Here is a 14,229-nt window from a genome sequence, read left to right on the forward strand (position 1 = left end):
CCCTCTTTTTTCGCCTTTTCACCCGGCTGCCGTCCCGCCTGCCCGGTGCACAAAAGGGGATGTTTTCGCCAAAAGGGGGCCCTTCCCCGACCCGGCGCGCATATCCCCCCCGCCCCGGCCGTATAGATAAAGCAGTGCAAAACTTTGGCAGCGATGGAGTGGATGATATGAAGTGTTATGTGTTTCGCCTGAAAAAGCGGATGCTCGTGATCCCCCTGGCGGTGCTGGCGGCCATCGGCATCTGCGTTGCCGCCTTTGCCGGGCGGGGCGGGGAGAGCGAGTCCGACCTCTTCCCCAGCGAGTACGGGCTGAACGCCGAGACCCTGGCAAACGCCGTTCCCCAGTCGGAAAGCGGGCAGAAGGTGGCCTACCTGACCTTTGACGACGGCCCCTCGGAGGAGACCGAGAAAATCCTCAACACCCTCCAGGAGAAGGATGTCAAGGCCACCTTCTTCGTGCTGGGCACAGAGCTTGAAAAGCGGCCCGACACCTACAAGCGGATCGTGAGCGAGGGGCATGTGCTGGGGCTCCACTCCTTCTCCCACGAGTACAAGGAGATCTACGCCTCCCCCGAGTCCTTCTGGAACGACCTCAACAAGCTGCAGGAGGCGGTGACCACCCTCACCGGCCAGCCCAGCACCGCCTACCGCTTCCCCGGCGGCAGCTCCAACACGGTCTACCGGCGCTACAGCAAAATCAGCGGCCTGATGGACACCCTCATCCCCCAGCTGTCGGAAAAGGGGCTCTCCTACTACGACTGGACCGTCTCCGCCGAGGACGCGGTGGGGAGCAAGAAGAGCGCCGACTACATTGTGAACAAGGTGGTCAAAGAGGCCCTCAAACAGGACTGCCCGGTGATCTTGATGCACGATGGAGCCGGCCACAAGGCCACCGCCGAAGCAGTCCCCCGCATCGTCGACGAGCTGCAAAAGGAGGGGTACTCCTTCGCCACCCTCTCCGACTCCGTCACCTGCCACCACAGCCGCAGCAAGTGATCCCCTGCGGCCTCCTCCCCCCTGTGCAACCCGACAGGCGGGCCTTGCGGCCCGTCTGTTTTCGTGGTATTTTGTACGATAGACAAAAAACAGAGGAGGGCGAACCGTGGCACAGAGAGAGAAGACAGAGCCGGTGGAACTGACCAACATGGTGATGGTCTACGACCCCCAGAGCAACCGGGCGGTGGTCCAGCGCCGGGTCAAGAGCTGGAAGGGGGTCACCTTCCCCGGCGGCCATGTGGAGCCGGAGGAGAGCTTGGTGGATTCCGCCGTGCGGGAGGTGAGGGAGGAGACCGGCCTTGCAATCTCGCAGCTGGAGCCCTGCGGCGTCATCCACTGGAGCACCGGGCACGGCCGGCCCCGCTACCTGGTCTTTCTCTACAAGACCTGCCACTACCAGGGAGAACTGCTCGCCGCCACCGACGAGGGGGCGGTCTGGTGGCAGGAGCTGGACACCCTGCCCCAGCTCGACCTCTGCAAAAACTTCGACCTGTATCTCCCCCTCTTTTTAGAGGGCGGGTACTGCGAGGTCTACGGCACCGGGATCGAGGCCGACGACAGCCGCCGCATCACCTACAAATAGGGCGTCAAAACAGGCCCCCTGGGGGGAGGAAAACCGTTTTTTCCACCCCATTTTGGGCCGCGCGCTCCACTCGGGCGAAAAAAACGGCTCAATTTGTCCACACACAGCCAGTATTTACAAATTGTCCATTGTCAAAGGCGGTGGGCCGTTGTAAACTGATACTATTCCAGAGCAGCCGGACCGGCTGCTCTGTCCATCGGGTGGTGTTTCCTTGTTCGGCTATGTCAAGCCCTTTCAGCCCTATCTCCGCGTCTGCGAGTTGGACACCTACAAGTCCCTCTACTGCGGGCTCTGCCGCCAGCTGGGGGCCAGTTTCGGCCCCTTTTCGCGGCTGACCCTCAGTTACGACTTCGTCTTTCTCGCCCTCCTCTTCACCGGCCTTTCGGAGGAGGGACCCCAGTACGGCCGCTGCCGCTGTATGGCCAACCCCCTCAAAAAAAAGGCCTGCTGCCTTGAAAATGAGGGGCTGCGCTTCTCCGCTGGGTGCGCCATGATCATGGCCTACTACAAGGCCAAGGACAACCTGCACGACCACGGCTTCAAGGACCGGGTGCTCTCCGCCCTCTCCTACCCCTTTTTGGCCCGGGCGCGAAAAAAGGCCGCCCGCCAGTACGGGGAGATCGACGCCATCATGGCTAAAGCCATGGCCGCCCAGCGCCGCATCGAGGAAGAGGGCTGCGACAGCATCGACCGGGCGGCCGACCCGTCCGGCACCTTTTTGCGCCAGGTGTTTGAACAGGTGGCCCGCACCGACGGGCAGCGGCGCATCCTCTCGCGCATGGGCTACCTCCTGGGCCGCTGGATCTACATGATGGACGCCTTTGACGACCTGGAGAGCGACCTCAAGCGGGGAAACTACAACCCCCTCATCGGCCGGTACGGCCTGCGCGGGGGAGAGGATTATAATCGGGCGGCCATCGGCCAAGATATTGTGGAGATGCTCAACTTTACCATCAGCGAGTTTTCCGCCGGCTACCAACTGCTGGAGCTGTATCACTACAAGCCCATTTTAGACAACATCGTCTTTCTGGGTTTTAAAAATACCCAAGCCAATGTTTTTACCAAATACAAAGGGGACGCATAAATGGACGCATATCGAGTACTGGGGGTATCCCGCGACGCCAGCGACGAGGAGATCAAATCCGCCTACAAAAAACTGGCCACCAAATACCACCCGGACAACTATGTCAACAACCCGCTGGAGGACCTGGCCGCCGAAAAGATGAAGGAGATCAACGCCGCCTACGACGAGATCATCACCGACCGGCGCTCCGCCAAGCACACCGGCAGCGCGGCCGGCTCCGGCGCGGGTCCGACCAGCTCCCAGCGCCGCTACGGCGCCACCACCCAGTTCGGCGACGTGCGCAAGCTCATCGAGCAGGGGCGGATCGTCGAGGCCGAGGAGATCCTCGACGGGGTGCCCGGCGGCTCCCGCAGCGCCGAGTGGTACTTCCTCAAGGGCTCCATCTTCTACAACCGCGCCTGGCTGGAAGACGCCCTCAAGTACTTTCAGCAGGCCCAGAGCATGGACCCCGGAAATCCCGAGTACGCCGCTGCCATCCGCCAGATCCAGAGCCAGCGGGGCGGCGCCATGTACGGCAATCCCTACGGGGGCGGGTACAACACCAACCCCAACGTGGGCGGCTGTTCGGCCTGCGACGTCTGCAACGGCCTCATCTGTGCCGACTGCTGCTGCGAGTGCATGGGCGGCGACCTGATCCGCTGCTGCTGACAAGCTCTGTAAACGCCTTTCAAGATTGCGGGGGACCGTTGTGAAATCCAGAAGTTTTCGGGTGGCCCTGGGCGGGGTCCTGGGTGCGTTGAGCATCGTCATGCTCTTCTTCTCCGGCCTCTTTCCCTTCGCCTCCATCGCCCTGCCCGCCGTGGCGGGGGTGCTGTTTATGCCCATCGTGGTCGAGTCGGGCCGCCGGTGGGCCTTTTTCTGCTACCTGGGGGTGGCGGTGCTGGCGGCGCTGCTGGTGCCCGACAAAGAGGTGGTCTGTCTCTTTGTCTTCTACCTGGGCTACTACCCCATCCTCAAATCCAAAATCGAGGAGCTCTCCCACCGCTGGCTCCAGTGGGGCTGCAAGCTCCTCCTCTTCAACGGGGCGATCCTCCTCGCCTACTACCTGATGCTCCACGTCTTTGGGCTGGCGGCGGTGGCCGACGAGTTCTCCACCTACACCACCGGCTTCCTCGCGGTACTGCTGGCGGTGGCCAACGTCACCAACGTGGTCTACGACATCGCCCTCACCCGGGTGGTCTCGATGTATGTCCACTGGTTCCGCCCCAAATTTCTGCGCCGCTTCTGACCCCGTCCCATCGCCCTCCGCCCCCCGCCTGCCACGGGGGCTTTTTTGCGCCCGCTTTTGCAGGGAGCGCCTGCCCATCCTGCAACTTAAATGGGAAGGGACTGGCGGACACCCCTCCCTCTCCTCTCCAGTGATCCCCTTTTGGCCCGTCCCTTTCGAGCGGGAGGGGGGAACGCTTCTCCCCTCCCCTCTTTTCTTTTTGGGGGAGAAATCGCGCAAAAAGCAGCACGAATTTTGACTTTTTGCATAACATGGGGTATAATATCTTTCACTTGTGAGGAGAAAGGAGGGCAGGGGAAGAGAAAGCGCCAGGGCCCACGGGGCCGACGAGGTGGAGGGTAATCGAAGATTCGGCGGATGCCCTCCCGGCTTTGGCAGAAGAGATTCTGCCCGGTCGTGACCGTCGCCACAAAACCCGCTGGCAACAGCGGGGACAAAGGGCGTTCGGGGAACAATTTTTGAAATGATTTGAGGGATACATAGTATGTGTGGAATCGTAGGGTATGTCGGCCGTGAAAACTGCGCCGACCTGTTGATCGACGGTCTGAGCAAACTGGAGTACCGGGGGTACGACTCGGCCGGGGTGGCCATCTTTGACGAGGGGGCCATCCGGGTCGTCAAGGCCCAAGGCCGCCTGGCCTGTCTGGAAGAGAAGCTCAAGTCCCAGGGCTGGCCCACCGGCCACTGCGGCATCGGCCACACCCGCTGGGCCACCCACGGGGTGCCTTCCGACGTGAACTCCCACCCCCACTGCGGCAAGCACACCGCCGTGGTGCACAACGGCATCATCGAAAACTACATCGAAATCAAGGAATTTTTGCTGGGCAAGGGCTACACCTTCCAGTCCCAGACCGACACCGAGACCGTCGCCAAGCTGCTTGACTACCACCTGGAAAACGGCGCCAAAGACGAGTTTGACGCCATCAGCCGCACCCTGCGGCAGGTGCGGGGCTCCTACGCCCTGGGCATCCTCTTTGACAGCTGCCCCGACAAACTCTTCGGCGTGCGCAAGGAGAGCCCACTCATCGTCGGGCTGGGCGAGGGGGAAAACTTCATCGCCTCCGACGTGCCTGCCATCCTCAAGCACACCCGCAACTACTACCTGCTGGAGGAAAACGAGGTGGCCACCCTCACCGCAGAAGGGGTCACCATCACCGACCTGGACGGAGCCCCCATCGAGAAAGAGGTGCTCACCGCCACCTGGGACATCGAGGCGGCCGAAAAGGGCGGCTACCCCCACTTCATGCTCAAGGAGATTTTTGAGCAGCCCTCAGCCTTCTCCAACACCGTCTCCCCCCGCCTGCGCGACGGGAAGATCGACCTGGGCATCGAGCTGACCGACGAGCAGCTAAAAAACTTTAAGCAGATCCACATCGTCGCCTGCGGCACCGCCATGCACGCCGGCATCGTCGGGCGCTACCTCATCGAAAAGCTGGCCCGCATCCCGGTCAATGTGGACGTGGCCTCCGAATTCCGCTACCGCGACCCCATCCTCAACAAAGAGGACCTGGTCATCATCATCTCCCAGTCGGGCGAGACCGCCGACACCCTGGCCGCCATGCGGTTGGCCAAGAAACACGGCGCCCACACCCTGGCGGTGGTCAACGTGGTGGGCTCCTCCATCGCCCGCGAGGCCGATAGCGTCCTCTACACCTGGGCCGGCCCCGAAATCGCCGTGGCCAGCACCAAGGCCTATACCGTGCAGCTGTCGGTGATGTACCTGCTGGCCTTCAAGCTGGGGCTCTGCAAGGGCACCCTCTCCCAGGCCGACGCCGCCGCCCTCATCGACGAGCTGGCCGGCATCCCGGTGCAGCTGCAGTCGATCCTCGACCACGCCGAAGAGTACAAGGCCATTGCCGAGAAGTACTGCCACGCAGAAGATATGTTCTTCATCGGCCGGGGGCTGGACTACGCCCTCTCCCAGGAGGGGTCTCTCAAACTCAAAGAGATCTCCTACATCCACAGCGAGGCTTACGCCGCCGGCGAGCTGAAGCACGGCACCATCTCCCTCATCACCGACGGGGTGCCGGTCATTGCCCTGGCGACCCAGCAGCGGCTGTGCGAGAAGATGGTCAGCAACATCAAAGAGGTCAAGGCCCGCGGGGCCGACGTCCTCTTCATCTGCTACGAGGGATACGGCGACTGCTCGGAGTTTGCCGACAGCGTCATCGCCCTGCCCCAGTCAAACGACCTCTTTGCCCCCCTGCTCTCCATCATCCCCATGCAGCTGTTTGCCTACTATGTGGCCCTCCTCAAGGGCTGCGATGTGGATAAACCCCGCAACCTGGCCAAGAGCGTCACTGTGGAGTAAATTTCCAAACAACAAAATCTTTAAGAGGGAGCCCGCCTTGACGCGGGCTCTCTTTTTTGCACCCCAGCCCCAGTCTTTGTGGAAATAGAGGGGCGGTTGTGTTATGGTGGGTAAAAAGAAGAGTGTCCGCCGCAAGGCGGACGCCCTAGAAAGAAAAACATCTGTGGAGGTGTAGGAAAAATGGAGTACCGGGTGGACGACCGGGGGCTTGACGCGGCGGCGTTTCTCTCCTTTGTCAACCAAATATGGCCGGGCGACTACGACCTGCAAAAGACCGAGCGCGCGCTGGCCAAGACCATCAACATTGCGGCCTACGACGGCCAACTGCTGGTGGGGTGCCTGCGCATCCTCACCGACGGCTATTATTTCGGCACCATCACAGAGTTGCTGGTCCTCCCGCAGTACCGGCGGCAGGGCGTCGGCAGCCACCTTCTCCGGCTGGCCCGGGAGCACACTCCCACCATGCTGTATTTCGGCGCGCAGCCGGGGGCAGAGGGGTTCTACGAAAAGAACGGGTGCCGGCCGAGTCTGCCCTCCTACACCATTCAAAAAAAGGGGTCGCAGTGAACCCCTGCCTCTTCCAGAGAGCGGCTTGTTGCTGGTGGCTTGTTGCCTTCGTCGATCGGCATCCATCACAGAACCTTTGACCCTCCCGCAGTGCCGGCGGCAGGACATCAGCAGCCGCCTTCTCCGGCTGGCCCGGGAACGCACCCCCACCATGCTGTATTTTGGCGCGCAGCTGGGGGCAGAGGGGTTCTATGAAAAGAACGGGTGTCGGCCAGGCCTGCCCTCCTACACCATTCAAAAAAAGAGGTTGCAGTGAGCCCCTTTCTCTTCCAGAGAGCGGCTTGTTGCTGATGGCCCCCCCTCTGTAACGGGGACAAGGCCTTTCCCCCCTCTCCTCCTTTTACCCCAGAAATCGACTGCGCCGCTGGGCCTTTTCGCTCTCCTGGCGGCAAACGTACTCTCATCTGGGGAGAGCGCGAAAAGCTGCTGCCAGACAATATCGCCTTTTCGCGGTCGGCGAGCCCTTCGCCCAGCCATATAAGAAAATGGCGTACACGCCTTTCTCCATGGGGACGGCCAATCACAGAGAAGCCTCCCCCGTTCCGAAGAACGCAAATCCCTTCTTCTCCTTTCCCCTCGCCCGGATGGGCGCTTGGGCATTTTGGCCTTTTCATTCACAATCTTCCAACTCTAAAATAGCGCTTAAAACCACCGCCGGATAGCGCCGTCTTTCCCCCGCGATTGACAGGCTTTTTGTCCAGCCGTATAATGGATAAGGAAATGCTGTAAAGCAGTAAAATCATCGCGCTGTCCCCTTCACCCGCGACCGCGGGACAGCCGCTCTATTGGGAGGAAGAACAGATGGACCTGCATCAACTTGTCAAATCGCACGAGTCATACGTGGTGGAGCGCAGACGGGAATTTCACATGCACCCTGAGCTGAGCTTGCAGGAGGAGTGGACCTCCGGCCGCATCGCCGAGGAACTGGACGCCATGGGCATCCCTTACGAGATCGTGGGCCGCCGCAACGTGGTAGGCGTCATCGAAGGGGGAAAGCCGGGTAAATCTCTGGCCATCCGCGCCGACTTCGACGCCCTTCCCCTGGAAGAGGAGACCGACGTCCCCTATAAATCCCAGATCCCCGGCTGCATGCACGCCTGTGGGCACGACGCCCACGCCGCTATGCTGCTGGGCACCGGCAAGGCCCTGCTGGAAATCAAAGACCAGCTGGCAGGGAAGGTCTACCTCTGCTTCCAAATCGCCGAGGAGGCCGGTCAGGGTGCCGACGAGATCGTGGAATACCTGCAGGGCAAGGGCGGGGTCGATCAGGCCATCGGCATCCACGTGCTGGGGGACTTGAATCCCGGCACCCTTGAACTGGTGCCCGGGGCCCGCCTCTCCGGGGCCGAGATTTTCTACATCGATGTCAAGGGGGTGGGGGGACACGGCTCCCGGCCCGACCTGACCGTCGACCCCATCAAGGCCACGGTGGACTGCTACCAGCGGCTCATCACCATTCCGGTCAACCACCACAGCATGTTTGACACCTGCGTGGTCAGCCCCTGCGCCATCAAATCGGGGGACCGCTTCAACATCGTCCCCGAGACCGGACACATCGAGGGCACCATCCGCTACTACAAGTACGGCGACGGGCAGAAGGTGCTGGAGAAGATCCGCCAGACCTGTGAGGGGGTCTGCGCCTCCCACGGCTGCACCGTCGAGGTGACCAGCGCGGTCGCCGCCAAGTTCCCCCTCATCAACGACCCCGCCGCCACCGAGGACGGCCGCCAGATTGCCCAGGAAATGGGGCTGGAACTGGTCGACGGCAGAGACCCCTCTGCCGCTTCCGACAACTTCGCCGAATTCCTGGCGGCCTTCCCCGGCTTCTACGCCAACCTGGGCTGCCACTCCACCCGCCCCGGCACCTCCGGCAACCACCACAACCCCACCTTTGACGTGGACGAAAGCGCCCTCCCCCTGGGGGTCGAGTTCTTCGTCCGCTACACCGCTTTCTTCCTGGGCCAGTAGGGCCCCTTTTCCCAGATATATAGAGAGGGAGATGCACAGGATCTGTGCATCTCCCTCTTTTTTTACCGGTACCGCCGTGCTATCCTGCCCTCCTGGCGCGGTCCTTTTTCGCCAGGATGCGCACACTCTCACAGCCTGCAAGGCAGAGTTTTTCAATATAGCTGGCGGCATGGTCGATGGCCTTCTCCGGCTCAAAGTTGCCGCTTTCACCGGCGCATTGGCAGACATTGTCCAGCACCACTGAAATACCCCCGGCCCGCAGTCCCCAGACCCGGGCCAGCACAAAGATGAGGCTGGCCTCCATCTCGGCCGCCACCACCCCCATCCGCTTTAGGTCATCGAAGTGGCTGGCCCAACTGGACTGCCAGTAGCCGCCAAAAGAGGAGCCCGGCTTTGCATGGCGGGCGTAAAAGGTGTCAGCCGAGCGGGTGGTCCCCACATGGTACCGCTCTCCCATCCCCTCTGCCGCCTCGACACAGGCGTTCACCACTTCGTAGTTGGCGGCGGCGGGGAACTCTACCGGCGCGTAGAGCTTGGAGGCCCCATCCAGCCGGACGGCCGAGTCAAAGATGGCGATATCCCCGTTCTGAACCCAGTCCTGAAAGGTACCGCAGGTCCCGATGCGCAGAAATGTCGTGGCGCCGCACCGGGCCAACTCCTCCATGGCAATGGAGGTGGAAGGCGCGCCGATCCCCGTGCTGGCGCAGCTGATGGGCACCCCTTTGTACTCCCCGGTATAGGTAACGTACTCTCGGTTGCTCATCACTTTGGTGGCTTTGTCCCAATACTTGGCGACCATCTCCACCCGCCCCGGGTCTCCCGGAAGCAGCACGTAAGGGGCCACCTGCCCCTCCTCGATTTTCATGTGGAATTGCTGTGACATGGTCCGTTCCTCCCTGTTTTTTTGTAGTGTGGGAAACGGTTAGAACGGAGGAAAGAGTTCCCTTAACGCTTCGGCCTGCGAGGGGGCGAGGGCGACCTTTCCCTTTTTGGAGCCCGCCAGCCCCCGCTCCCGCAACCGGTGCAGGATGCGAGTCACCGTGCGCACCGAAAGACCGGTGGCCTCTGCTATCTCCTGGTGGCTGCGCCGGATCACCACCTCTGTCCCTCCCTTGCGCCCCTCCGCCTGAAAGCAACTGACAAGGTAGAATGCCACCCGACTCTCGCTCTCCATCACCAGGGTATTTCGGTCCAAGAGCCCCTGATAAAGCAGAGCGCTCACCGCTTCACTCGCCTCCTTCATCAGGACTTGCGGGCTGTCTGTGAGCCAGCGGAGATAGGCCTCTCGAGAGAGGGCGCAGAACCGGCAGGTGCTCTTGGCCCGCACCGTCGCCGCCAAAAACGGGCTTTTCCCCAACGCCTCCCAGTGTCCAAATCGAACAAAAGGCGAAAACTCCCGCAGGGTGTGGGTGGTGTAGTTCGGCTGGTGGGTAGCCACCTGTACCCGACCCTCGATGAGGGTACAAACCTCCCACCAGCTGTCTCCCTGGCGCATCAGCACCTCGCCCGGATTTAGGTCGAGCAGGCGGATCTCGGTTCCCGGCGCCAAATTGGCAAACTGTTCTTGCAGCTGCGCCCGGCGGCCCTCCTCTTCTCCGGCCAACCACTCCTGCACCGTCACAGGTACTCCTCCTCTCCTGCCAATGTCGATGGGCAGACCGCCGATTTGGAGGCTGCTCCTTTCCGTTTCCCTGGCACCATTGTAGTCCCCTCTTCTTTCACAAAAAAGGCCAGCTGTCCATACCTTCTCATTTTGTACATCCTTTCCACTCCTCCCTTCTTTTCTTGACGACCCTTTCAAATCGGATTGCTGTGTCTAACCCCTGTTCCCTCACCTACAACGAAGCCTGCTCTCTCAAAGCACAACCGCCCCCTGCTTGCCAATCTGGGGAGCGGCTTTTTCCCCCTTTGCCTGCAAAGGGGGCCATGCTGCCTACAACCGAAAAAAGGCCGGAGCAGATATATCCCCGCCCCTCCTTTGTCAATCTTTTTTCCCTATCATAACATCTGGCCAGCCGCAAGGGGAGATGGCAAACAGGCGCTGGGCTACCTTCCAAAAGCAGCCCAGCGCCTGTTTATAGGATAAAAGAAGAAATTATCGCAGACAAATGACCTGCACACCGTTCCCATTCTCCCCTGTGCGGGTAAAAAGCCTGCATGATAACATAAGTCCTTCCCCTGCCAGCGGGGCCAGGTCGAGCCCGTTCGCGTGCAAACTCCTTCTAAGACGTCTCTGCCTTATCTCCCAAATGTTTGGGCAGGGCGCTCCGGGTGCCGTCAGGAGAGGAGGATACCGGCCTTGTCCGCCATAAACTTCATCCACCGATCCCGCTTCATCATCGAGACCCTGTCGGTCACCGTCTCCCCTGTCTTTGCGTCCTCATGGGTGATGACAATGCCAATGGGCATCAAGCTCTGCGAACACTTTCCCAGTTCGCGGATGGTCTTGTAAGGGATGATGAGATTCTCTTCCAGCAGCCCTGTCGTGACAATCAGCCGCTCTTCAGTAAAATAGGCCCAGCCCTGTTTCCATCTGCCCATCTTTCCGACCAGGCGCTCCACATAACTCGCCTGCAGAAAGTCGATTAGGGTGTCTCCCTGCTCCATGGCGCCCAACTCCACAAGTTTTGCCTGCTGTTTCTCCAACTTTGATGCGCTCATCTTATCTTTTTCCTCCTGTTTTTTGATTCGCCCCACTGTGGTGAAGTATCTGTCTCTATTTTACCACTAATTTGGCAATATGAAAACAGGCCTTTTTTTGCACACTTTTCTGCCTTTTAAAAATTGATTGAAAGACATCTACATCCAGATCTTTCCTAGTTATTTTGAGGATTGCAAAGTCTGCATTGTCTTAAAAAAGGGCGAACAAGTTTTTTAAAAAGCATTTGTTTTGCATGTTATTTTTCTGCTGTCTTGGAGAAAGGAGGAAATCGCCAGCTGCCAGAGTGCCCCCATCGCAGCGGACAGCCGGCAAAATCATCCCCTTCTCTTTTTTCATTATCCGGGTCGAGTGGCCGTCGTAAACAATCAAGAGCGCGACCGCTCAAGGCGACCGCGCTCTCTTTCATCGCTGCTATTTGGCGTAAACTTCCGCCATCTTATAAAACAGGTTGACAAACCGCTGGCGATCGGCGCCTCTGACCACCCGGCAGTTAGGGGTCTTCCCCTCTCGGTTGCGGTAATCCACCACCGTCCGGCCCATGCAGGGACCGTGGGTCTCCACCGAAACGGGCAGCCATTCATAGGTAAAGAGATCCTCGTCCAGCAGAGCGGCAATGGTCACCGCGTCCGGGGGCGAATGTTTGCCGGCAAACGGCGTTCCAGCCATGCGGGACTTTCTCTCTTCTTCACGCTTGGCCATAAACTCAAAGAAATTCTCGCTGTACCGGTTCTTCATCCCCACAAAGGTGTCGTACTCCTCGTCGGTGAGGTAGCTCATGTGGCAGGCGTCCAGGTCGATCATGGTCATGGGCACCCCCGCCTGAAAGACAATTTCCGCCGCGTGGGGGTCCGCCCAGACGTTGAACTCGCCATAGGGGGAGTGATTGCCCGTTGTCTGGGCCCCCCCCATGATGGTCAGGTGCTTGATCAGGCCCTTGAGTTCCGGGTATTTGAGGAGGGCGATGGCGATGTTGGTCAGGGGGCCAACAGCAACAATCTGCATCTCCCCTTCGGCCTTTTTGCACTCCTCATAGATGACATCCCAGGCGGGCAAGAGGTCCAGTTCCTTATCGGTCTCGGGCAATTCCAGGCCGCCCATCCCGTTTTTCCCGTGGGCCATCTCCGCCGTCTCCTGGGGCACGATCAGCGGCTTCTCCGCTCCGGCTGCCACCCGGGTCCCACGCAGCCCCATCATCCCCGCCAAACGGCGGGCATTCTCTTTTGTGTGGCAGAGGGGGACATTCCCCGCCACTGCGGTGATGGCGCGGATCTCCACCCGGTCGCTGGAATTTGCCAGCAACATGCAGAAAGCATCGTCCACTCCCGGGTCGGTGTCAATAATCAGGGGAATCTTCTTTTCCAAATCAATCATACTCCTCTCAAATGGCGGTTTATCCGCCTTGTTTTGCAGGTCGGTATAGGGGGCCTCTTCCTTCACGGAGATTCGGCGGCAGGCGCGCCCGGCGCTCCAGCTCGGCCGCTGCATCAGGATATTGAGACTGTCCTGCCCTTTGGCCTTCCCTGCTTTTCGCTCTCTTCGCAATCTTCTCTTACCGGGAAACCTTGTTGCCCGCCGTTTCCCCATAGCCCCGCCGCAGGGCATCTTTCTAGACATCGGGCGAAATGATCTGCCCCTCCGGCTGCAAATGCAAATTCACGTTTTCTTCACAGCCATTGGCGCAATGTAGCCATTGAGGCCGTCTGCCGTCCATCTAAGCGGCATTTAAAGGGGCTCAGTCAACACACATAGAACCAGCCTACCGGCAGTCGCTTCCTGTCCCTCTGCCTTTGCAGCGGCGAGTCTTTTTGTTCATCGCGGCCGTCCTGCCGTCAATTCTTAATGCATTTTTTGTCTAGGCAACCTGCCCGTCGTAGTGGTGTAACAGCTCTTTGATGAGCCCCACAAAGGCCTCTCTGTCGATGTCCAGCCCCACATCGCAGTTGGGCTCTTTGCCGGTGACACCGCGAAAATCGGTCACCGTGCAGCCCACCGTGTGCTCGCCGTCCAAATCGACCGAGACATTGAGGCGCTCTGTCCGGCAGATGCTGGGCTCGATGACCCAGGCTACGGCCACCGGGTCGTGCAGAGGGGTTTCATTGACGCCGATGGACTTGTAGTAGCTCGAGAAAAAGTCCAGCAAATCGGCCACCATCACCGCTGCCCGGTTGCCGATGGCCCGGAAGTCGGCGATATCGCTGTCCCGGATCAGGGCCTTGTGGGTGATGTCGATGCCGCACATGGTGATGGGGATGCCGGAGGAAAAGACCAGATGGGTCGCTTCCGGGTCCTGCCAGGTGTTGAACTCGGTGGTGGGGGTGCGGTTGCCACTGAGGGCCGCCCCGCCCATCAGGGAGATGCGGCTGACCTTCGCCTTGAGTTCCGGGTGGGCCAAAAAGAGGGTGGCGATATTGGTCAGGGGGCCCAGGGGAATCAGGGTGACCGGGCGGTCACACCCCTCGATCAGTCGGCGCATAAACTCGACTGCGTGGGTGGAAACGGGCTTGGAGTGGGGCGGCGGCAGCGTTGGGCCGTCCAACCCGCTCTCGCCGTGTACGTTGGCCGCCACCGTCAGCTCTCTGCGGATGGGGCCCTCTGCCCCCACAGCCACCGGCACCTCTTTGCCGATGTAGTCGAGCACCGTCAGGCAGTTCTTGGTGATTTTCTCCAATGTCTGATTGCCGCCCACCAGGGTCACCCCCAGCACCTCCAGCTTTTCGCTGGCCAGCGCCATGGTGAGAGCAATGGCGTCGTCATGCCCGGGGTCGCAGTCGATAATAACGGGGATCTTCTCCACAGATGTCTCCTCCTTTAAATAGCTACAGCCCTCTTGG

Annotated in this window: 13 protein-coding genes; 8 read left to right on the top strand and 5 right to left on the bottom strand. The window is 60.3% G+C overall.

The window, feature by feature from the left end; all coding sequences use genetic code 11:
- Positions 1-167: 167 nt before the first annotated feature.
- The 8 genes from BN3266_RS12475 to BN3266_RS12515 all read left to right on the top strand — a co-directional run bounded on the left by BN3266_RS12475 (position 168) and on the right by BN3266_RS12515 (position 8,736).
- Positions 168-995: a polysaccharide deacetylase family protein gene (locus BN3266_RS12475; protein WP_059005438.1), complete on the top strand. Its 828-nt coding sequence runs from the start codon at positions 168-170 to the stop codon at positions 993-995.
- Between the two features lie 106 nt (positions 996-1,101).
- A complete protein-coding gene (locus BN3266_RS12480) occupies positions 1,102-1,578 on the top strand; it encodes an 8-oxo-dGTP diphosphatase (protein WP_242861779.1) in 477 nt (158 codons plus the stop codon).
- Between the two features lie 211 nt (positions 1,579-1,789).
- Positions 1,790-2,662: a DUF5685 family protein gene (locus BN3266_RS12485; protein WP_021658554.1), complete on the top strand. Its 873-nt coding sequence runs from the start codon at positions 1,790-1,792 to the stop codon at positions 2,660-2,662.
- The gene (locus BN3266_RS12490) at positions 2,663-3,310 is read left to right on the top strand and encodes a J domain-containing protein (protein WP_059005440.1); all 648 of its coding nucleotides are present in this window, start codon (positions 2,663-2,665) and stop codon (positions 3,308-3,310) included. It abuts the gene before it with no gap.
- Between the two features lie 40 nt (positions 3,311-3,350).
- Positions 3,351-3,890: a hypothetical protein gene (locus tag BN3266_RS12495; protein WP_143161532.1), complete on the top strand. Its 540-nt coding sequence runs from the start codon at positions 3,351-3,353 to the stop codon at positions 3,888-3,890.
- Between the two features lie 484 nt (positions 3,891-4,374).
- Entirely contained in the window at positions 4,375-6,201 is a 1,827-nt protein-coding gene (glmS, locus tag BN3266_RS12500; RefSeq protein ID WP_059005442.1) for a glutamine--fructose-6-phosphate transaminase (isomerizing), read from the top strand.
- 180 nt (positions 6,202-6,381) lie between these two features.
- A complete protein-coding gene (locus tag BN3266_RS12505; RefSeq protein WP_059005444.1) occupies positions 6,382-6,768 on the top strand; it encodes a GNAT family N-acetyltransferase in 387 nt (128 codons plus the stop codon).
- A gap of 801 nt (positions 6,769-7,569) precedes the next feature.
- Positions 7,570-8,736 carry a M20 metallopeptidase family protein gene (locus tag BN3266_RS12515; protein WP_059005447.1) on the top strand — a complete coding sequence of 389 codons (1,167 nt, stop codon included), beginning with the start codon at positions 7,570-7,572 and terminating at the stop codon, positions 8,734-8,736.
- Between the two features lie 79 nt (positions 8,737-8,815).
- Here the strand turns inward: BN3266_RS12515 and BN3266_RS12520 are convergent, their stop codons facing one another.
- The 5 genes from BN3266_RS12520 to BN3266_RS12545 all read right to left on the bottom strand — a co-directional run bounded on the left by BN3266_RS12520 (position 8,816) and on the right by BN3266_RS12545 (position 14,192).
- The gene (locus BN3266_RS12520; RefSeq protein ID WP_021658562.1) at positions 8,816-9,619 is read right to left on the bottom strand and encodes a nucleoside phosphorylase; all 804 of its coding nucleotides are present in this window, start codon (positions 9,617-9,619) and stop codon (positions 8,816-8,818) included.
- Between the two features lie 39 nt (positions 9,620-9,658).
- The gene (locus BN3266_RS12525) at positions 9,659-10,357 is read right to left on the bottom strand and encodes a Crp/Fnr family transcriptional regulator (protein WP_059005449.1); all 699 of its coding nucleotides are present in this window, start codon (positions 10,355-10,357) and stop codon (positions 9,659-9,661) included.
- Between the two features lie 656 nt (positions 10,358-11,013).
- Entirely contained in the window at positions 11,014-11,397 is a 384-nt protein-coding gene (locus BN3266_RS12530) for a hypothetical protein (RefSeq protein ID WP_044992047.1), read from the bottom strand.
- Positions 11,398-11,809: 412 nt separating this feature from the next.
- Entirely contained in the window at positions 11,810-12,760 is a 951-nt protein-coding gene (locus tag BN3266_RS12540) for a nucleoside hydrolase (RefSeq protein ID WP_059005454.1), read from the bottom strand.
- Between the two features lie 490 nt (positions 12,761-13,250).
- Positions 13,251-14,192, bottom strand: a complete 942-nt coding sequence (locus BN3266_RS12545; RefSeq protein ID WP_021658569.1) for a nucleoside hydrolase — start codon at positions 14,190-14,192, stop codon at positions 13,251-13,253.
- Positions 14,193-14,229: the final 37 nt, after the last annotated feature.

It is taken from the genome of Bittarella massiliensis (ex Durand et al. 2017), from assembly GCF_001486165.1.
Taxonomy (GTDB): domain Bacteria; phylum Bacillota; class Clostridia; order Oscillospirales; family Ruminococcaceae; genus Bittarella; species Bittarella massiliensis.

Bases quoted from the DNA above. Each gene is read 5' to 3' on its own strand.
- BN3266_RS12515 (WP_059005447.1), top strand. From the start codon at position 7,570: ATGGACCTGCATCAACTTGTCAAATCGCACGAGTCATACGTGGTGGAG.
- BN3266_RS12530 (WP_044992047.1), bottom strand. From the start codon at position 11,397: ATGAGCGCATCAAAGTTGGAGAAACAGCAGGCAAAACTTGTGGAGTTG.
- BN3266_RS12520 (WP_021658562.1), bottom strand. From the start codon at position 9,619: ATGTCACAGCAATTCCACATGAAAATCGAGGAGGGGCAGGTGGCCCCT.
- BN3266_RS12505 (WP_059005444.1), top strand. From the start codon at position 6,382: ATGGAGTACCGGGTGGACGACCGGGGGCTTGACGCGGCGGCGTTTCTC.
- glmS (WP_059005442.1), top strand. From the start codon at position 4,375: ATGTGTGGAATCGTAGGGTATGTCGGCCGTGAAAACTGCGCCGACCTG.
- BN3266_RS12475 (WP_059005438.1), top strand. From the start codon at position 168: ATGAAGTGTTATGTGTTTCGCCTGAAAAAGCGGATGCTCGTGATCCCC.
- BN3266_RS12490 (WP_059005440.1), top strand. From the start codon at position 2,663: ATGGACGCATATCGAGTACTGGGGGTATCCCGCGACGCCAGCGACGAG.